The 17,418-nt window shown below is 63.9% G+C and carries 17 protein-coding genes; 9 read left to right on the top strand and 8 right to left on the bottom strand.

What is annotated here, in order from left to right; genetic code table 11:
- Positions 1-3 precede the first annotated feature (3 nt).
- Positions 4-513, bottom strand: a complete 510-nt coding sequence (locus M3G14_RS00250) for a DUF3099 domain-containing protein (RefSeq protein ID WP_259923786.1) — start codon at positions 511-513, stop codon at positions 4-6.
- 50 nt (positions 514-563) lie between these two features.
- Here M3G14_RS00250 and M3G14_RS00245 point away from each other — a divergent pair, with 50 nt between their 5' ends.
- Together M3G14_RS00245 and M3G14_RS00240 are read left to right on the top strand one after the other, a co-directional pair.
- Positions 564-818 carry a DUF3039 domain-containing protein gene (locus tag M3G14_RS00245; RefSeq protein WP_259924293.1) on the top strand — a complete coding sequence of 85 codons (255 nt, stop codon included), beginning with the start codon at positions 564-566 and terminating at the stop codon, positions 816-818.
- Positions 815-2,572, top strand: a complete 1,758-nt coding sequence (locus tag M3G14_RS00240) for a DEAD/DEAH box helicase (RefSeq protein ID WP_259923784.1) — start codon at positions 815-817, stop codon at positions 2,570-2,572. The genes M3G14_RS00245 and M3G14_RS00240 overlap by 4 nt, the downstream gene beginning before the upstream one ends.
- A gap of 77 nt (positions 2,573-2,649) precedes the next feature.
- On the opposite strand, the gene M3G14_RS00235 is transcribed toward M3G14_RS00240, so the two are convergent.
- Both M3G14_RS00235 and ppgK read right to left on the bottom strand, forming a co-directional pair.
- Positions 2,650-4,269, bottom strand: a complete 1,620-nt coding sequence (locus tag M3G14_RS00235) for an RNA polymerase sigma factor (protein WP_396122157.1) — start codon at positions 4,267-4,269, stop codon at positions 2,650-2,652.
- Between the two features lie 260 nt (positions 4,270-4,529).
- Positions 4,530-5,318: a polyphosphate--glucose phosphotransferase gene (ppgK, locus tag M3G14_RS00230; protein WP_259923783.1), complete on the bottom strand. Its 789-nt coding sequence runs from the start codon at positions 5,316-5,318 to the stop codon at positions 4,530-4,532.
- Between the two features lie 75 nt (positions 5,319-5,393).
- On the opposite strand from ppgK, the gene M3G14_RS00225 reads away from it, so the two are divergent.
- A complete protein-coding gene (locus M3G14_RS00225) occupies positions 5,394-6,257 on the top strand; it encodes an inositol monophosphatase family protein (protein ID WP_259923782.1) in 864 nt (287 codons plus the stop codon).
- A gap of 148 nt (positions 6,258-6,405) precedes the next feature.
- Complete coding sequence (locus M3G14_RS00220) at positions 6,406-6,702, top strand: DUF4193 domain-containing protein (RefSeq protein ID WP_259923781.1); 297 nt, start codon at positions 6,406-6,408, stop codon at positions 6,700-6,702.
- Here M3G14_RS00220 and M3G14_RS00215 read toward each other — a convergent pair whose 3' ends face one another.
- The 3 genes from M3G14_RS00215 to M3G14_RS00205 form a co-directional block, all read right to left on the bottom strand.
- Entirely contained in the window at positions 6,703-8,280 is a 1,578-nt protein-coding gene (locus M3G14_RS00215) for a PTS ascorbate transporter subunit IIC (protein WP_259923780.1), read from the bottom strand.
- Positions 8,281-8,291: 11 nt separating this feature from the next.
- Positions 8,292-9,110 (bottom strand): PTS sugar transporter subunit IIA, encoded by an 819-nt coding sequence (locus M3G14_RS00210; RefSeq protein ID WP_259923779.1) that lies wholly within the window; start codon positions 9,108-9,110, stop codon positions 8,292-8,294.
- A gap of 151 nt (positions 9,111-9,261) precedes the next feature.
- Positions 9,262-9,798, bottom strand: coding sequence for a DUF3093 domain-containing protein (locus tag M3G14_RS00205; protein WP_259923778.1), 537 nt, complete (start codon positions 9,796-9,798; stop codon positions 9,262-9,264).
- 48 nt (positions 9,799-9,846) lie between these two features.
- Between M3G14_RS00205 and dut the strand changes: the two genes are divergently transcribed.
- From dut to dxs, 4 genes are all read left to right on the top strand, one after another.
- Positions 9,847-10,338, top strand: coding sequence for a dUTP diphosphatase (gene dut / locus M3G14_RS00200; protein WP_259923776.1), 492 nt, complete (start codon positions 9,847-9,849; stop codon positions 10,336-10,338).
- Between the two features lie 166 nt (positions 10,339-10,504).
- On the top strand, positions 10,505-11,380 hold the full coding sequence (locus tag M3G14_RS00195) for a DUF3710 domain-containing protein (RefSeq protein ID WP_259923774.1): 876 nt from the start codon (positions 10,505-10,507) through the stop codon (positions 11,378-11,380).
- Between the two features lie 11 nt (positions 11,381-11,391).
- On the top strand, positions 11,392-12,639 hold the full coding sequence (locus tag M3G14_RS00190) for a class I SAM-dependent RNA methyltransferase (protein WP_259923773.1): 1,248 nt from the start codon (positions 11,392-11,394) through the stop codon (positions 12,637-12,639).
- 118 nt (positions 12,640-12,757) lie between these two features.
- A complete protein-coding gene (gene dxs / locus M3G14_RS00185; RefSeq protein ID WP_259923772.1) occupies positions 12,758-14,686 on the top strand; it encodes a 1-deoxy-D-xylulose-5-phosphate synthase in 1,929 nt (642 codons plus the stop codon).
- A gap of 13 nt (positions 14,687-14,699) precedes the next feature.
- Here dxs and M3G14_RS00180 read toward each other — a convergent pair whose 3' ends face one another.
- Positions 14,700-15,914 carry an HRDC domain-containing protein gene (locus tag M3G14_RS00180; RefSeq protein ID WP_259923770.1) on the bottom strand — a complete coding sequence of 405 codons (1,215 nt, stop codon included), beginning with the start codon at positions 15,912-15,914 and terminating at the stop codon, positions 14,700-14,702.
- A gap of 11 nt (positions 15,915-15,925) precedes the next feature.
- Positions 15,926-16,564 (bottom strand): DUF3000 domain-containing protein, encoded by a 639-nt coding sequence (locus tag M3G14_RS00175; RefSeq protein ID WP_259924291.1) that lies wholly within the window; start codon positions 16,562-16,564, stop codon positions 15,926-15,928.
- 130 nt (positions 16,565-16,694) lie between these two features.
- Between M3G14_RS00175 and hemQ the strand changes: the two genes are divergently transcribed.
- The gene (gene hemQ / locus M3G14_RS00170) at positions 16,695-17,396 is read left to right on the top strand and encodes a hydrogen peroxide-dependent heme synthase (RefSeq protein ID WP_259923769.1); all 702 of its coding nucleotides are present in this window, start codon (positions 16,695-16,697) and stop codon (positions 17,394-17,396) included.
- Positions 17,397-17,418 lie beyond the last annotated feature (22 nt).

Raw genomic sequence — 17,418 nt, 5'->3', positions numbered from 1 at the left:
GTGCTACTCCTTCTCGTTTGAGTCATTGTCCGCGTCGATGATAGTCGGGCCCACCTGCCGCGCCTGCGAGGTGCTCCTGCCCAGCTGTGCGCGGGCGCGCGCCTCGAGGGTGGCTTGGCGGGCCTGCTCGCGCGCAACCGCGGGTTTGTACACGTTGCGCTCGCGTTTGTCGCGCACCTCGCCCTGGCCGTTGGCGATCATGACCGAGACCCAGGGAAGGGGAATGGAAATGCCGAAGATGATTGCGGCCAACCACCAGTTGCCGGCAATCGCCGAGCCGATCGAAAGCGCGATAAGCGGCAGGCGGATCCCCTGCCAGAACAGGTATTGCTTCTCGCGCGACTGCCGGTTTTGCTCTGGGGTGCGCGTGGCGTCGGTAATCAGCGCCCGCCGGGAACGTCGGCGAAAGCGGTGCTTGCGCGGAGCTGGGTCGTGATCGAGCGGCGCGTCGATGACATGTGGGTCGGGCTCGCCCGAGGAGGTGTCATGGAGATGGTCCTGAGTTCCGCTCATAGGCCAAAGGTTAGCGCCCCTTTGCCACAACTGGCCCCCTTTGGGGCATGATGGAGGACGTGAATACGACGACGAAGACTCTTGAGCGCCCCGATCTTCGCGAGGACACCTCGTCAACCACCGACGACGGCACCCCGAAGTTCTTCCACTACGTAAAGAAAGACCAAATCGTCGACTCCGCCATGTCCGGCAAACTGGTCGTCGCGCTGTGCGGGGCGAAGTTCCCCGTCAAGAAGCAGGCCAAGCCCGGCTCGCCTGTGTGCCCGGACTGCGAGCGAATCTACAAGGGGCTGCGTCGCAAGTGACCGCTCCGAGTACAGGGCCTCAGCTCCGCAAATGGCAGCAAGAGGCCCTTGATTCGTTTCTCCGTACCAAACCGCGTGACTTCCTCGCCGTGGCAACGCCGGGCGCAGGTAAAACGACCTTTGCGTTGACTTTGGCCAGTCGCTTATTAGGCGACAAGACTGTCCAGCGCCTCATCGTTGTCGTGCCCACCGAGCACCTGAAGCACCAGTGGTCGGATGCCGCGAAGCGCTTCGGGCTGTCGCTTGATCCGAACTTTACAAATTCTTCGGCGGTCAACGCTGCCTACGACGGTATCGTGGTCACCTACGCACAGGTGGGCATGCACCCCTTCAAGCACCACGCGGTGGCCTCGGCGCGCCGTAGTATGGTCATCCTGGACGAGATCCACCACGCGGGCGACTCGAAGAGCTGGGGCGACGGCGTCTACGAGGCCTACAACGATGTGGAGCACAGGCTCGCGCTCACCGGTACGCCCTTTCGCTCCGATGACTCGCAGATCCCGTTCGTGCGCTACAACGAGGACGGCGAGGGCCACCTCGTTTCGGAGGCCGACTACACCTACGGCTATGCCCACGCACTCAAAGACGGCGTGGTGCGCCCAGTGGTCTTCCTCGCCTACAGTGGCGAGACGGAATGGCGCGACTCCGCAGGCGAAGAATATTCCGCGCGCCTCGGCGAACCACTCAACGCCGAGCAAACGACGCGCGCGTGGAAGACCGCACTGGACCCGAAGGGTGACTGGATTAAGCTCGTGCTGCAGGCCGCGCACACTCGCCTGATGAAGATCCGCGGCAACATGCCGGATGCCGGCGGTCTGGTCATCGCGACCAACAAGACGACCGCCCGCGCCTACGCAAAGATCCTGCAGGAGCTGTCCAACACGCCGGTCACGGTCGTGCTTTCCGACGAGCCCGGCGCCTCCGACCGCATCGAGGAGTTCTCGGCCTCAAAGGACGAGTGGATGGTGGCAGTCCGCATGGTCTCGGAGGGCGTCGACGTGCCGCGCCTTTCTGTCGGTGTCTACGCCACCTCCGCCTCGACGCCGCTCTTTTTCGCCCAGGCCATCGGCCGTTTCGTCCGCTCGCGCATGCCAGGCGAGTCGGCCTCCGTCTTCTTGCCCTCCGTGCCGGTGCTGCTCGGGCTTGCCGAGAACATGGAGGTGCAACGCGACCACGTGCTCGGCAAGCCGCACAGAGAGCAGGGCTGGTCCGATGAGCTCATCGAGCAGGCTAATCGCCAGCAAAACGAGCCGGACGAGGCCCCCAGCTACGAGTCCATCGGAGCTTCGGCAGAGCTCGATTCGCTCATTTTCGACGGCTCAACCTACGGCACCGGCACCGCGGCCGGCTCCGCGGAGGAACAAGACTTCCTCGGGCTGCCGGGCCTCCTGGATGCAGAACAGGTAAAGACCCTGCTCCGCAAGCGACAGAGTGACCAGCTCGACGCGCGCGAGGCCGAGGAGAAGGCCCGCAAGGCTGCCGAGCGCGAGGCCGCGGAGCGCGCGAAGATACTCGGGGAACCGCAGCCGAAGAAGACGGCCCCCGCCGCGCCGGGAGCTGCGGCTAACGCAGCGGATGAAATCCCGCGGCTGCGCAAAGAACTCAATGACCGCGTTTCGATTGTCGCGGGCAAAACTGGCCGCCCGCACGGTGCGATCCACACCGAGGTGCGGAAGGCATGCGGGGGACCGCCGACGGCGTTGTGCAGCGCCGAGCAGCTGAGGCAGCGCATCGACTACCTGCGCGGCTGGTAGGTCGCACGAAAAACGCCGGTGTACTCAGGAAACGAGGTGTTCCTGAGTACACCGGCGTTGGCGTACTTGGAGGGTACCTAGTCTAGGTAATCGCGCAGAACCTGCGAGCGCGACGGGTGGCGCAGCTTCGACATCGTCTTGGACTCGATCTGGCGGATACGCTCGCGCGTCACCCCGTAGACCTGGCCGATCTCGTCTAAAGTGCGCGGCATACCGTCGGTGAGGCCGAAACGCAGGCGCACCACGCCGGCCTCGCGCTCGGAGAGCGTGTGCAGCACGTCCTGGAGCTGGTCCTGCAGCAAGGTAAAGGACACTGCGTCGACTGCGACCACGGCCTCGGAGTCCTCGATGAAGTCACCGAGCTGGCTGTCGCCCTCGTCGCCGATGGTCTGGTCCAGAGAGATCGGCTCGCGCGCGTACTGCTGGATCTCCATCACCTTCTCCTCGGTGATGTCCATCTCCTTGGCCAGCTCCAGCGGCGTCGGCTCGCGGCCCAGGTCCTGCAGCAGTTCGCGCTGGATTCGGCCGAGCTTGTTGATGACCTCGACCATGTGCACCGGGATACGAATGGTGCGCGCCTGGTCCGCCATTGCGCGGGTGATTGCTTGGCGAATCCACCAGGTGGCGTAGGTGGAGAACTTGTAGCCCTTGGAGTAGTCGAACTTCTCCACGGCGCGGATCAAACCGAGGTTGCCTTCCTGGATGAGGTCCAAGAACGCCATACCGCGGCCGGTGTATCGCTTCGCCAGCGACACCACCAGACGCAAGTTGGCCTCCAGCAGGTGATTCTTCGCCTTGCGGCCGTCGCGGGCGACGGCGCGGAAGTCGCGCTTGACAGCAGGGGTGAGCTTGGCGTCCTTGTCGCCCTCGGCTGCTGCGCGCTGCATCTCGTCGAGGCGGTGCTGCGCATAGAGGCCGGCCTCGATGCGCTTCGCCAGCGAGACCTCTTGCTCTGCATCGAGCAGTGCGACCTTACCGATCTGCTTGAGGTACGCGCGTACGGAGTCGGCAGATGCAGTCAGCTGGGCATCTTTGCGAGCCTGGCGCAGCGCCGCAGACTCCTCGATGTCCCAGACAGAAGAGGAATCTTCTTCCTCTTCGTCGTCGTCATCGTCCTCTTCGTCACGGTCGTCTTCGTCGTCCTCATCGTCTTCATCGTCGAGGCCTTCATCGAGGTCGTCATCGATGTCTTCGGCGAGTTCGTCATCAAAGTCCGCGTCGTCCGCGAGATCCGGGTCGTAGTCCTCATCGTCGCGGTCCTCGGGGTCATCTACGTCGTCGAGCAGCGCGTCGGTGCGCAGCTCTTCCTCATCGACCTTGGACTGCTCAGCGTGCGCCGCCGTCGCTTTCTTGCGTGCGGACTTCTTGGCAGACTTACGAGCGGTCTTTTTCGTCGCCTTCTTGCGCGCAGTCTTCTTTGCGGTCTTCTTCGCGGTCTTTTTCGTCGCCTTCTTGCGCGCGGTCTTCTTGGCTGTCTTTTTCGCAGTTTTCTTTGCAGTCGATGCCGCGGCGTCGCCCGACCCGTTGCCTGCTCCGCCGTCGGAAGATGCCTGTGCTGCATCGTCGACGCTGTTATTGCCTGAAGCTTCGCTGGCTACCACGTACGCCCTTTCGCCGTTTTGGTCGTTGTCCACTGCCACCATCTCACCGCGGGCTTGCGTAAAGCGGGGGCACTCCCACACCCGGGTGGGAGTCATGCCTTCGCAAGACCGCGCGTGCGCTGCGGACAAGGTGTGATGCACATCTTGTCTGGTTGCGCAATGGTTCGATTTGTAGAACGCCCATCTTAACAGGCTGGGCGCTGAATCTATTCCAAGCCCCGCCGCGAGTCTCGGCTTTTACGTTCACAACGTCGCATTGCGCTGCGATTTTGCAACCACGCTTGTAGGACAGTGGCTCTTGTCCGGTGCCCACCGTACATGAAAGCCTGCGCTTGGCGGTTGGGGCTTAAGGGGCCTTAAGGGGCAAGGTGCGTGTGCGCGGCCATTGCAGCACCGACGATGCCCGCACGGTTTCGCAGCTTCGCCGGAATGACCGGGATGTCCACTGTGAGCAAGGGCACCCACTTTTCGGCTTTGCGGGAGATGCCGCCGCCGACGATAAAGGTCGCCGGGTTCAGAAGGCGGGCATACTCGTGCAGGACGGAATCGACGCGCTTCGCCCACTTCTTGTAGCTCAAGTCCTCGCGGTCTTTGGCGGCCGAAGATGCGAGGTGCTCGGCCTCCTTGCCGTCGAGCAGGAGGTGGCCTAGCTCGGTGTTGGGGAATAAGGTGCCGTCGATAAACAGCGCCGAACCAATGCCTGTGCCGAGAGTGAGGAAGATGACCGCGCCTTCGCGCGCCTGCGGCTCCCCGAAGGCGACTTCGGCGACACCGGCCGCGTCAGCGTCGTTAAGCACCGCGATCTCTTCGCGGCCGAGCGCCTGTGTGAACAGGTCATGGACCTGTGTGCCGACCCACGATGGGTCGATGTTGGCGGCGGTGGTGGCAACCTGCTGTTTGATTACCGACGGGAGCGTGATGCCGACCGGGCCTTGCCAGTCATGTTCGCGCACGATCGTCGCTACGGTCTTAGCTACCGCCTCTGGGGTGGCGGGTTTCGGCGTGGCAATCTTTTTGCGTTCGCCGACAAATTCGCCGGTGTGCAGGTCGACGACTGCGCCTTTGATTCCGGAACCGCCGACATCGACGCCGAAGCCTAAATTTGGGGAGGCTGAAGGCTCGTGAGTTGCTGTCGTTTCGCTCATGCATTCAACCTTACAAAAGCTCGCGGCCGAGCACCTGGGATGCGACCGCGGCTTGGTGCGGGCACGATGGAAAGCATGGATATTGTACCTGCCAACCTGCCTAACCCGATCGAGCTGCGCGACATGTGCGTGGAGCTTGTCACCGATGCCGCGGAGTTCGTCGCGCATCAGCGCGCCTTTCTGACCAAGCATGGTTCCGTGGCAATGGTGTCGGAGACGAAGTCTTCGGAGGTTGACCCGGTCACTGCGGTGGACAAGGGGTGCGAGGCGCGCGTGGCACAGCGCCTTGCCGAGCTGCGTCCTGACGACGGCATCGTGGGCGAGGAGGGCTCCGCAGTCCCCACTCGCACCGGAGTGGAGTGGGTCATCGACCCGATCGACGGCACCGTGAATTTCATCTACGGGATCCCCGCGTACGCGGTTTCGGTGGGCGTCGCCGTCAACGGTGAGCTCGTGGCAGGGGCGGTTGCCGATGTGGCACGCGGTGTGGTCTACCGCGCGGCTGTGGGGGAGGGTGCCAGCCTGCTTGCCGACGGCAACGTGTACCCCCTCCGAGCCTCCCGCAAATCGCAGCTGGCCACCACGCTGCTCGCGACCGGGTTTGCCTACGACGCCGAATGGCGCGCGAAACAGGCCGAGATTCTGCACACAGTCTTACCCGTCGTGCGCGACATCCGGCGCATGGGCTCGGCGGCACTGGACTTGTGCCGCGTGGCCGAGGGCAGTGTGGATGCCTATTACGAGCACGGCACCCACCCGTGGGATTACGCAGCCGGGGCCGTGATCGCCGCCGAGGCTGGGGCAGTCGTGTCGCACCCGGGTGTGAGCGACCGTGGCGGTGACGGCGCGCTCGTCACCGCGTGCGCCCCCGGGATCGCGCGGGAACTCGCCGAGCTGCTGCATGAGGCGGGGGCCGACCGGGACCTTGGGGCCAGGTAGCGCGCCGTGTTCGGCGGCGCAAAACCGGAGAAAGCTGCAGCGTGTGGGCTGAAAGTGACAGACGCAGAGCAATGATTTAGTATTCCGCTCAAACGCGTGCTGATACGACGCTGAATACCAACGATGTTTGAGCTAGGGAGTGCTTGCTATGGCCACGGATTACGATGCACCGCGCCGCCGTCTTGAAGACGATGATATCGCGACCGACTCGCTGGAAGGCCTGAAGGCCGCGGAGGTCGCCGGCAGCAGCATGGACGATGAGGGCGAGATCGTCGAGCCCGTGGAGATTCCGCCGCAGGATCTGTCCGGCGAGGAGCTCAACGTCGAGGTCAAGCCGCGTCAGGATGACGAATTTACCTGCGCCTCTTGCTTCCTGGTGCAGAAGAAGAAGCGCCTGGCGTACACCGCAGACGACGGCTCGAAGTTCTGCCTCGACTGCGAGTAACTAGGAGATCCGCGCTGGCGGAACTGGTGCGCCCTCAGGCGGCAGCACCTTGGGGTACTTCTTCGACGCGGCGGTCTGGCCAGCAGCGAGCGGCGTGACGTCGGGGTTGGCAGCGGCTGCTGCGCCTTCACCGGGAGTTGGGCGCCATGGGGTGGGGTCCCAGTGGGCGTCGACAAGCTTGCGCTGCGAGACCCAGCCGAGGGCAAACACTGCGGCACCACACAGAGCGACAAGGATGAGGCCCACTGCACCGTCGGCACGAATCGACCAGCCCAACAGCAGACCAAACCAGCCGAAGTCGGCATCGCCGAAGGTAGTGTTCGCGGAGCCGAAGGAACCGAGCACGCCGAGGAGGAAGGCCGGCAGGAACGTAATCAGCAGGCCGTTGGCGAAGGCACCGAGAATCGCACCGCGGCGACCGCCCGTGGCATTGCCGTAGACGCCCGCGGCACCACCAGTAAAGAAGTGCGGAACCAGGCCAGGAAGAATCAGCGCAACGCCGAAGGCGGGGTTGAGCCACAGTGAGAGCACAGCGAGGCCGATGAGGCCACCGACGAAGGAAGAAATGAAGCCCACCAAGACGGCATTCTGCGCGTAGGGGAAGACGATCGGCGCATCCAATGCCGGGATGGCACCGGGCACGACCTTGGCAGCAATGCCCTGGAACGCTGGGACGAGCTCTCCAAGAATGGTGCGCACGCCGAAGAGAATGACTGCAACGGCAACGCCGAACTGCAGGCCCTGAGTAAAGGACTGCATGAGGTAGTTGCCGACGCTGGTCGCGCCGCCCTCGAACGCGGTGAAGGCTTCGTCGGTGCCAGCACGAGCGATGAACAGCAAGGCCAAAACGATGTACATCAGCGCCATCGACAATGCGGTTGCCACCATGGAATCGCGCAAAAAGCGGAGGCCCTCAGGCAGTTTGAGTTCTTCTGTCGACGGGGACATCCTCTTGCCCGTGCCGCCCACTGCTTTGCCGACTGCGCCCGCTGCGAGGTAGCCAGCGGTGCCGAAGTGGCCAATCGCGATGGAGTCATCGCCGGTGATGCGGCGGGTCCACGGATGCGCAATCGCCGGTAGGGAAACCATCAGAATGCCCAGCAGCACGGCACCGAAGAGGACGACCACCCAGGAGGAGTAGCCTGCGGGGGCCAACACCATGGTGAGCATCGTGGCCATGAACAGGACGTGGTGACCAGTGAGGAAGACGTAGCTCATCGGCGTAAAACGCGCGAGCAGCAGCGAGACAACGAAGCCCAGGATCATGATCCAGGCCACCTGGCCCCCGAACTGCTCCTGTGCAATACCGACGATGGCTTCGTTGGTAGGTACTACGCCCTGCGCACCGGTGGCCCCAGCAATCATGGTGCCGAGGGGCTCAAGCGATGACACGACGAGGCCGGCACCCGCCCCGATGAGCAAGAAGCCCAGCGTCGCCTTGATCGCGCCGCCAAGGACCTGGCCGACGCCGCGGCCCATAGCAGCGAGGCCGACCGCAGTGATGATACCGATCAGAAACGCCGGGACCGAGAGAATCTCGTTGACGAGAAAGTTTGCGATGGAGAGGAGGAAATCCATAGTTGGCCGCCTTACACGTCGTAGAGCTCGCGCAGAGCCCCATCAATTTCGGAGGTGTTGGTGAAGTCTTCGATGACATGGACGGGCACGCCGACGTCGCCAAGCGTGGCCGCGATCTCTCCCGAAGTGAGCAGGAAGTCAGCCTCTTTGGCGCGGCCCTTTGCGGAAATGGTGTCCGTGGCTTCGACATCGAGGTACGAGCCCCAGCCCCAGGCATCGAGTACCTGTTCAAGGGTGTTTTTAAGAAACAGCGAGGTGCCCAAACCATTGCCGCAGACAGTGAGGATCTTGCCCTTTGAGGGCACGGAGTCGCTGCGCGTTTCGGCCGGTGTGGGCTGCGCTGCTGCAGCGGCGCTCGGTGTGGCGGCCCTTTGCTTCGTCCCCGCGGAGTCGAGGACCTGACGTAACTCCGCCTCCGTGGAGGCGCTGTCTAAGGCACTGCGGGTGGCGGAGCAGCCGAGTAGCCCCGCCAGTTCCTTCATGGCCGCAAGGTGTTCCGATGCGTCGCGGGCAGCCAGGGCCACGACGAGGGTGACTGGGTCATTCGACTTGTGGCCGAATTCCACAGGCTCGGTGAGCCTCACCCAGGAAAGGGCCGTGTGTCTCACCGCCTCCGACGGGCGGGCATGCGCAAAAGCGAAGCCCGGGGCGACCACAATGTAGGGCCCGTTGTCTTCCACGGAATGCACCATCGCATCCGTGTAGGCTTCTGTGGCGTTGCCGGATCGCTCGAGCAGTGCCCCGGCGAGACGAATTGCCTCTCGCCAATCTCCTGCGCGCGCGTTGAGCTCGACCGCGCCAGGCGCAAGGAGCTGATCTATTGTGGACATCTTTAGTCCCCTTTTCTAGCAGGTACCGGTCATAATGCAATGGCCGGTCTTGGTGATATGTATTACCAGTTCAGTGCCTTGAAGGGAAGAATCTACGGCCGTCCGTGCCTATTCGAGCGTTGTCGCGCCGCGAAATGCGCAGGAACGGGTTTTAGGCGTCGCGCTGGTGCGGCACGAATGCCGCAAGAAGGGCTTCCGGGTCCTTCGAGGAAATCAGCCAGTAAGGAGTGGGGTCCTCCGGATCGTCGAGGACGAGCAGTGCGTGTTCCGGCACCCAGGCGTGAGAAACCAAGTACGCGGCCGGGTCGAGCTGGCGGCCCAGCGCATTCTGGCGCGCTGACTGCGGGACTTCCATTGATCGCGAGACCACCGATGCGGGCAGGTTCGCGTCGTTGACGCGCAGCCACCGCGAGCCATCGGGGTCCTGCTCCACGGCAACGGTAGTGCGCGACAGCCAGGTCAAGTACCAGCCGATCAGCCCGCCGATAAGGATGAGCGGGATGATGAACCACCAGACGTTGCGGTTCAGACCGAACTGCGCGGCCAGCAAAAACGTGAGGAAGGCACCCGCTGCCCACCAATACCAGGGCACCCACTGGCGCTCGCGATAGAGCACTTTCGTCCCGGCCGGCACGGCAGGGGAATCATGTGGTGCAGACTCGTTGGAAATGCGCGGGTTCTCAGACACGCATGCAACTTTAGTTGAGTCAGCGGCATTGCCGTAATGTGGGCCACCATGGATGCCACGAACCACGCGAGTGCACATCACACCCATGCGCCGAAGTCGTCACTTGGCCCGATCCCGCTGAAGCGCTTGGATCCAGAGCTGCCAATGCCAAAGCGAGCCCACATCGGAGACGCAGGAGCCGACCTGTATGCCGCAGAGACACTGACGCTCGAACCAGGGCAGCGCGCGTTGGTGGGCACCGGTGTCGCGCTTGCACTGCCACTGGGCACGGTGGGATTAATTCACCCGCGCTCAGGGCTCGCCGCCAAGCACGGCCTGAGCATTGTCAATACCCCGGGCACGATCGACGCCCAGTACCGTGGCGAGCTGAAGGTGTGCATGGTGAACACAGACCGTGAAGCACCGTTCACGATCGAGCGAGGCATGCGCATCGCCCAGCTCGTCGTACAGCGGGTGGAATTGGTCGACTTTGTCGAGGTCGACGAGCTCGACGACACGGAGCGCGGTGCGGGCGGCTACGGCTCGACCGGGACCAACTAGGCCAGCGTGACACCAAACACGGCTGACACGCGGCTGACACACGAGGCCCGTGTGCTGCACGCTAAGGTCGAAAGCGCATGAGCTGCCACCTACAGTGGCGAATACAGGGATAGACGTACCAACAAACGACATGAAGCGCCGGCCGGCGCGAGGAGGACACACCACCATGGCATTGTGGCCGTTTGGCAAAAAGAAGAAGCAGGAAAACGCTGCCCAGGAACAGCCGACTGCGTCGCAGGAGGAGCAGAAAGACCAGGGCATCGCGCCGGAACAGGACACTGCTGAGCAGACTGCGCCTGTCGCTTCCGCCGCGCCGCTCGAGCAGGCCGCCGGCACCACCCCGCTTGACAACTATGACGCGATCAACGGCAGCACGGGCCCCTTTGACGGGGACAACGTCAATATCGAGGACTTCGACTTCACCGATTTCTCCAATGCGACGCTGAACCTCGGCTCAATCAAGATTCCTTTCCCCAAGGAAGCCCAAGTGCAGGTGGAGATGGGCGAGCAGGGCCCGAAGATGGTGCACATCGTGACCCGGCACGGCCGCATTACCCCGGTGGCATTCGCCGCGCCCCGTTCGGGCGGTCTGTGGGAGGAATCCGCAGAGGAGATCGCCGAGGGCATGCGCAACGAGGACATGCCCGTGCGCTTTGAACAGGGGCCGTGGGGCAAAGAGATCGTCGGCACCGGCACGAACGGCGTTATCCGCATCATCGGCGTGGAAGGCCCGCGCTGGCTTTACCGCGTCACGCTTGCCGCGCCGAGCGGGCGTGAAGAAGACATGGCCAAGCTTGGCCGTGAGGTCGTGGCCCGGTCCTTCGTCTACCGCGGCAACGACCCGATTCTGGCTGGCAACTCGCTGCCGGTGACCCTGCCGAAGCAGCTGGCACAGCAGGTGCAGCAGGCAGTACAGCAGCGCGCGCAGCAAGGGCAGGCGGGGGCAAACGGCAGCGCCCCGCAGGCCGGCAATCCCAACGCGCTCAGCGATGCGCTGAAACAGATCATTGCGCAAAACAACGAGTTCAATAAAGACAAGTAAGCACACACCGCATGACTGATACCGCCATCGCACCGGGCGAACACATTGAGGTGACCACCCGCGCGCTGGCGCACGGCGGCGAGGCCATCGGGGAGGCGCCTGATGGTCGCGTCGTGTTTGTGCGCGGAGCGCTGCCCGGAGAAACCGTGCTCGTTGCACTCACCAAAGTGAAGAAGCGGTGGGCCCGCGCCGACTTGATTGAAGTGCGCCAAGCCTCGCCCCACCGTGTTGATCCGACGTGCGAGGCGGCGGCGCTCGGGGCCGGCTGCTGCGACTTGAGTTTTATCGACCCGGCGTATCAGCTGGAACTCAAAACTGAGGTGCTGCGCGGCCAACTGCAGGCGTTGGCGGGCCGCTCGCCCGTGCTGCGAGCGATCGACCTCAACGCCGAGCTCGAGGCCCGTGCGCTTGCGCCCAGCCGCGGATGGCGTACCCGCGTGCGCCTCGGAGTGGACGGTGCGGGGCGTGCAGGGCTCCGCAAGTTGCGCTCGAACGATGTGGTCGCCGACGCCACCTGTTCGCAGGTCGTCCCTGGGCTCTTAGAGGGCATCGTGGGGGCGCAGGCACGGAAGTTTACCCCCGGTGCTGAGGTCATCGCCGTGCGCGACGGCGCAGGCGCGCGCCACGTTGTCGAAACTCGCCGGGTGCAACGGGGTCGACGCGCAGAGTCCGTCGATGCCGTCCTCGAGGGCAGCGGAATCGTTGAGGAACAGGTGGACGGTCGCACACTGCACTTTCCCGCGACGGCCTTCTGGCAAGCGCATCTTGCAGCACCGCAGGCGTACGCAGATGTGGTTGCCGACTGGGGGAGCGCGCAGTATGCGCGGCCCGTGGCTTGGGACCTTTACGGAGGGGTGGGGATGTTCGCACCTGCCCTCAGCCGCGCAGTCGCCGGCGGGCGGGTGGAAACGGTTGATTATTCGGCCGCTGCGACGTCCTCGCCGCAGCCGGGCCTTGACGACATCGACCTCCACGTGACCAACGCACGAGTCGAGGAAGCGGTTGCCAGCCTGCCTACACCGGGGATAGTCGTGCTCGACCCGCCGCGCTCGGGCGCTGGGGCCGAGGTAGTGCGCGCGGTTGCCCATGCGGGGCCGGAGCGCGTCATCCACGTCGGGTGCGACCCGGCGACGCTGGCGCGGGATCTGGCGAGCTGGGGTGCCGAAGGTTTTGTGGTCGAGCGCCTCATGCTTGTCGACGCCTTCCCCAACACCCACCACTTTGAAACGATGTGTCTGCTCCGACCGGCCGACCAGTAAGGCTACGGGTGCGGGCCCGCCACGGTGTAAGATGGCGTGAAATGCAGGCAGGTTGCATCAGGTGGTGCGTCCTGTGGCGGGAAAGACTGTAGGGCGAGAGAAGGAGAGCTTGAGGACAGTGGGAATGCTCGAGGGACTCACATCGCCGGCGGACATTAAGTCGCTTTCGCAGGAGCAACTGCGTGCGCTTGCGGCAGAGATTCGTCAGCTGTTGATCTCCAAAGTATCCGCAACCGGGGGCCACCTGGGGCCCAATCTGGGCGTGGTCGAGCTCACGCTGGCATTGCACTACGTCTTCGATTCTCCAACTGATCCCATTATCTTTGACACCTCGCACCAGTCCTACGTGCACAAAATCCTCACCGGTCGCGCGAACCAGTTCGATACCCTGCGCAAGAAGGGTGGGCTGTCGGGCTACACCGCACGCGCTGAATCCGAGCATGACTGGACCGAGTCCTCGCACGCGAGCGCGTCGTTGTCGTACGCAGACGGGCTGTCGAAAGCGAAGGAATTGTCCGGTCTCAGCGCTGACAAAGTGGTGGCCGTCGTCGGTGATGGTGCGCTTACTGGTGGCATGTGCTGGGAGGCGCTCAATAACATTGCCGCAGGCGAGCGCAACGTCGTCATTGTGGTCAACGACAACGGGCGCTCCTATTCCCCGACGATCGGCGGCTTTGCCAACAACCTGACCAAACTCCGCGGCCAACTGGCAGCGCTGCGTATGCAGCCGGGGTACGACGAGGTGATGGAAAACGGCAAGAAGACGCTGAAATCCATGGGCTGGGTCGGCGAGCGCACCTTCGATGCACTACACGCCCTCAAGGAGGGCGTGAAATACCAGGTACTGCCCACCGAAATGTTTTCGGATTTGGGCATGAAATATGTCGGCCCCGTGGAGGGCCACGATGTGAAGGCGCTGGTTAGTGCGCTGAAGTATGCACACAATTACGAGGGCCCGCTGATTGTCCATGTGGTGACGGAGAAGGGGCATGGGTTTGCCCCCGCCGTCAACGACCAGGCGGATCAAATGCACTCGACCGGTGTGATCGATCCGGTCACTGGCGCGTCGTTAGCCAAGTCGGCCCCGGGCTGGACGAACGTGTTTACCGAGGAGCTTCTCCGCGCCGGTCACGAGCGAGACGACATCGTGGCTATCACGGCCGCGATGGCGGGACCGACCGGACTGCAGCCTTTCGCGGAGCAATTCCCGGACCGATTCTTCGACGTTGGTATCGCGGAACAACATGCAATCACCTCTGCCGCCGGGCTCGCGCTCGGTGGGATGCACCCGGTGGTCGCGGTGTACTCCACCTTCCTCAACCGCGCCTTCGACCAGCTGCTCATGGACGCCGGCCTTCTGCATTTGCCGGTGACCGTGGTGCTTGATCGGGCAGGCGTGACCGGTTCGGATGGAGCCAGCCACAACGGTGTCTGGGACCTCGCGGTTGCCTCGATCGTGCCGGGCATCCGTATCGCGGCACCCCGCGACCCGGAGCGACTGCGCGAGGAGTTCGGGGAGGCACTCGCCGTCGACGACGGCCCCACGATCGTGCGTTTCCCCAAAGGGAAGGTGGGCAAAGACATCCCCGCCATTGAGCGCCGTGGCAATGTGGACGTGTTGCGCCGCCCGGAGCACTCGGAAGGGGCGGACGCGGAGGAATCTCGTCTGAACGTCCTCATGGTCGCCATCGGCACCTTTGCCGCCCCGGCCTGTGAGGCTGCTGCACAGCTCGCTGAAGAGGGCATTGAACTGACGGTGGTGGACCCGCGGTGGGTCATCCCCGTTGCCGCAGAGCTCGTGGACAAGGCTGCCGACGCCGACTTGGTTGTGGTCTACGAGGATGGCCTGCTGCGCGGCGGGGTCGGCTCGGCGGTCGCCGAGGCGCTGCATGCGGCGGGGGTAGATACCCCTTTGCGGCAGCTCGCTTTCCCTTCCGTGTTCCCACAGCACGCCTCGCGAGACGAGGTGCTCGCAGAGTACGGGCTTGATGCGGCAAGCGCCACGGACCAGGTGCGCCAGTGGGCACTGGAGCTGGCGGACCGCTAACCTTACATCGCTGTTACGTGCGAGCCGGGGGAGTAGGCACCTCGTGCGCGTTGGCGGCGACAATAATCGGTGCGACCAGCTCACACTGCCACGGCCTCGCGCCGGCAGTCTCGAGCGCTGCGTACGCCTGGTCGATGCTCCACGCGTTCTCTGCGTGCATCGCACCCCACAGCACGGAGCGAAGACGCCTCGCATTCACAAGCGTCGAGGTGCTGAGGTCGAGCTCTGTCGCAAGCGATTCGATTTCGGAGCGAGCCGCGCTGATACACTCCCACGCTTGCGGATAGTGCTTCTTCAACGTCGAGTTCGAGGGCGTGGCCGAGGGGCCATGCCGCTGCGGGCGTGGCCAGGTTGAAGGATCGGCACCACGCGCGTCGTGGAGGATAGCGGCACAGCGCTCCGCTGCGCCGTGCCGACGACGGGGAAACCCGGGAATAGCGCGAATTTCAGCAGCGTTGCGGGGACGGTTCGTGGCGATATCCACGAGCACCTTGTTGGGGAGCAGGCGGTTGGGGGAGCGATCTTGGCTCCGAGCAATGTCTTCTCGGTGCTCCCACAGCGCACGCGCAATCTGGAGCGACTCCCGGGAGGTGATGCGGGAAATCCCTTTCACATCGCGCCAGGTGCCCTGTTCCGGGGCCTGGGAGCGGGTCCGCAAAATATGGGTGAACTCCTGCTCCGCGATGTCGAGCTTGTCGTTTTCGGCCAGAATGCAGGTCAGCGCGTCGGCGAGGTCGTGGAGGTAGAGCACGTCTAGGGCGGCGTAGTCTTGCCATTCCTTCGGCAGCGGGACCGTCGACCAGTCTTCGCGGCCGTGCCCTTTTTCCAAGTGGACGCCGACCAGCTGCTCGACCATCGCGCCGAGATTGGTACGTGTATAGCCCACAATGCGTCCGGCGAGTTCGGTATCGAATAACGCGCCGGCGTGCAGCCCGAGTTCAGCCAACGAGGGAAGGTCTTCGCCGGCTGCGTGTAGGATCCACGTGCCGTGGTTGAGCACCGGCGCGAACGCAGAGCGAAACTCAGCGCGGTAGCCCTCGGGCGCGATGAGGTAGGCACCCGCCCCCGGGCGGTACACCTGGACGAGAAACGCGCGATCGCCGTAGCGGAAGCTCGAAGCACGCTCAGTGTCTACCGCGAATGGGCCGCGTCCAGCGGCAAGACGCGCGGCGGCGCGAAGAAACCCTGCAGGGTCGTCGACGAGTTCGTATTGCGGTTGGTGTGACACCTGAAAAGACTTTAGCGGCTTCCCAGCGCGGTCACACCTTCAGGAGGCAAGCCGGCGACGTGTGCGAGCACTTTCGCAAAGGCTTCGACGTGCGCTGCAAGGTCGATGCCTTCTGCGGTCCACGACGCACGCATTTCCAGTTGGTAGGCACGCGGCGGCCCGCCGATCTCCCCGAAACGCACCGACGCGGTGGAGGTTACAGTGCCGCCCAAGTTGGTAAAACCGGCCCCGGTCTCATCGAGCGATTCGTTGAGCCACTGCCACGCGACGTCGGGAAGCAGCGGGTCGGAGGCGACAGCATCGTCCATGTCTGCCTGGATGTAGGCCACCAGACGCATGGAGCCCTCCCAGGCCTCCTCCGCGTCGGGGGAGTGCAAAAGGATGAGTCGGCCGAACGCATCGCCATCGGAATCGACGGGAATTGCCTCGCCGGCCTTCGTCTCCTGCGGGCGCTCTACCTCAAGCCCCACGGCGTGGCTGTATGGTGCGGGGCGCTGTGGCGGGCGGATAGTGCCCAGGGTGATTTCTGGGCGCAACTTCGCCGCGTGCATGGACTCCACCGCTGCGGAGAAGTCCGCGGGCAGGCTGGCCTGCTCGCTGTGGGTGTCGCGCGTACCGTTGCCCGGCTGGGAGGGGGTGTCCGAATTCATCACAGGCTTTAAGGTAAACGCCATGTGGGGCATCGGGTGGGAGGCGCGCCGTGGCGTGCACCGCGTAGACTGACATACGACTTTCGTTTGAGGTGGCCTATCCCGGGCCACAGGAAGGGAGAAGAAACGTATGGCCAAGCTTGATTTCGACGCACTGAATGCGGTGCAGCGTTACCTGCAGTTCGCGGTTTTCCGCGCAATCCCGGGTGCGCTGGGCTCGGAACGTGAAGAGCTGACCAAGGAAGCGCAGCAGTTTTTCGCGGACCTTGAGGCTGAGGGCAAGGTCGTGGTGCGCGGCATTTACGACAACACCGGGATCCGCGCCGACGCCGACTTCATGGTGTGGTGGCATGCAGAGCACTTCGAGGAGCTGCAGAAGGCGCTCGCAGATTTCCGTCGCACGACCACACTTGGCCAGCTGCTTGAGGTCTCGTGGATTGGCAACGGCTTGCACCGTCCGGCGGAATTTAACAAGTCCCACCTGCCCAGCTTCATCATGGGTGAGGAGCCGGAGGCGTGGATTACCGTCTACCCCTTCGTTCGTTCCTACGAGTGGTACCTGTTGGACCCGCAGGAGCGCCGCAGCATTTTGGCCAACCACGGCAAGGCCGCTCGTGACTTTGCCGATGTCCGTGCGAACACGGTCGAGGCGTTCACGCTCGGTGATTACGAGTGGATGCTCGCTTTTGAGGCGCCGACGCTTGAGCGCATCGAGCAGCTTATGCACACCATGCGCTACACCGAGGCCCGCCTGCACGTGCGCGAAGAGATCCCGTTCCAGACGGGCCGCCGCGTGAACGATATCAGCGAGATTATCGAGATCCTGCCCTAGCCGCAGCATGCTTGTCGACGTC

Origin of the sequence: Corynebacterium sp. p3-SID1056, from assembly GCF_025152525.1 — a bacterium.
Classification (GTDB): Bacteria; Actinomycetota; Actinomycetes; order Mycobacteriales; family Mycobacteriaceae; genus Corynebacterium.
This window is presented reverse-complemented; position numbering and strand designations above follow the sequence as displayed.

Excerpts from the sequence above, each read along its gene's own strand:
- M3G14_RS00250 (WP_259923786.1), bottom strand. The coding sequence starts at position 513 with ATGAGCGGAACTCAGGACCATCTCCATGACACCTCCTCGGGCGAGCCC.
- M3G14_RS00245 (WP_259924293.1), top strand. The coding sequence starts at position 564 with ATGGAGGACGTGAATACGACGACGAAGACTCTTGAGCGCCCCGATCTT.
- M3G14_RS00235 (WP_396122157.1), bottom strand. The coding sequence starts at position 4,269 with ATGACTCCCACCCGGGTGTGGGAGTGCCCCCGCTTTACGCAAGCCCGC.
- ppgK (WP_259923783.1), bottom strand. The coding sequence starts at position 5,318 with ATGAGCGAAACGACAGCAACTCACGAGCCTTCAGCCTCCCCAAATTTA.
- M3G14_RS00225 (WP_259923782.1), top strand. The coding sequence starts at position 5,394 with ATGGATATTGTACCTGCCAACCTGCCTAACCCGATCGAGCTGCGCGAC.
- M3G14_RS00220 (WP_259923781.1), top strand. The coding sequence starts at position 6,406 with ATGGCCACGGATTACGATGCACCGCGCCGCCGTCTTGAAGACGATGAT.
- M3G14_RS00215 (WP_259923780.1), bottom strand. The coding sequence starts at position 8,280 with ATGGATTTCCTCCTCTCCATCGCAAACTTTCTCGTCAACGAGATTCTC.
- M3G14_RS00210 (WP_259923779.1), bottom strand. The coding sequence starts at position 9,110 with ATGTCCACAATAGATCAGCTCCTTGCGCCTGGCGCGGTCGAGCTCAAC.
- dut (WP_259923776.1), top strand. The coding sequence starts at position 9,847 with ATGGATGCCACGAACCACGCGAGTGCACATCACACCCATGCGCCGAAG.
- M3G14_RS00195 (WP_259923774.1), top strand. The coding sequence starts at position 10,505 with ATGGCATTGTGGCCGTTTGGCAAAAAGAAGAAGCAGGAAAACGCTGCC.
- M3G14_RS00190 (WP_259923773.1), top strand. The coding sequence starts at position 11,392 with ATGACTGATACCGCCATCGCACCGGGCGAACACATTGAGGTGACCACC.
- M3G14_RS00175 (WP_259924291.1), bottom strand. The coding sequence starts at position 16,564 with ATGAATTCGGACACCCCCTCCCAGCCGGGCAACGGTACGCGCGACACC.
- hemQ (WP_259923769.1), top strand. The coding sequence starts at position 16,695 with ATGGCCAAGCTTGATTTCGACGCACTGAATGCGGTGCAGCGTTACCTG.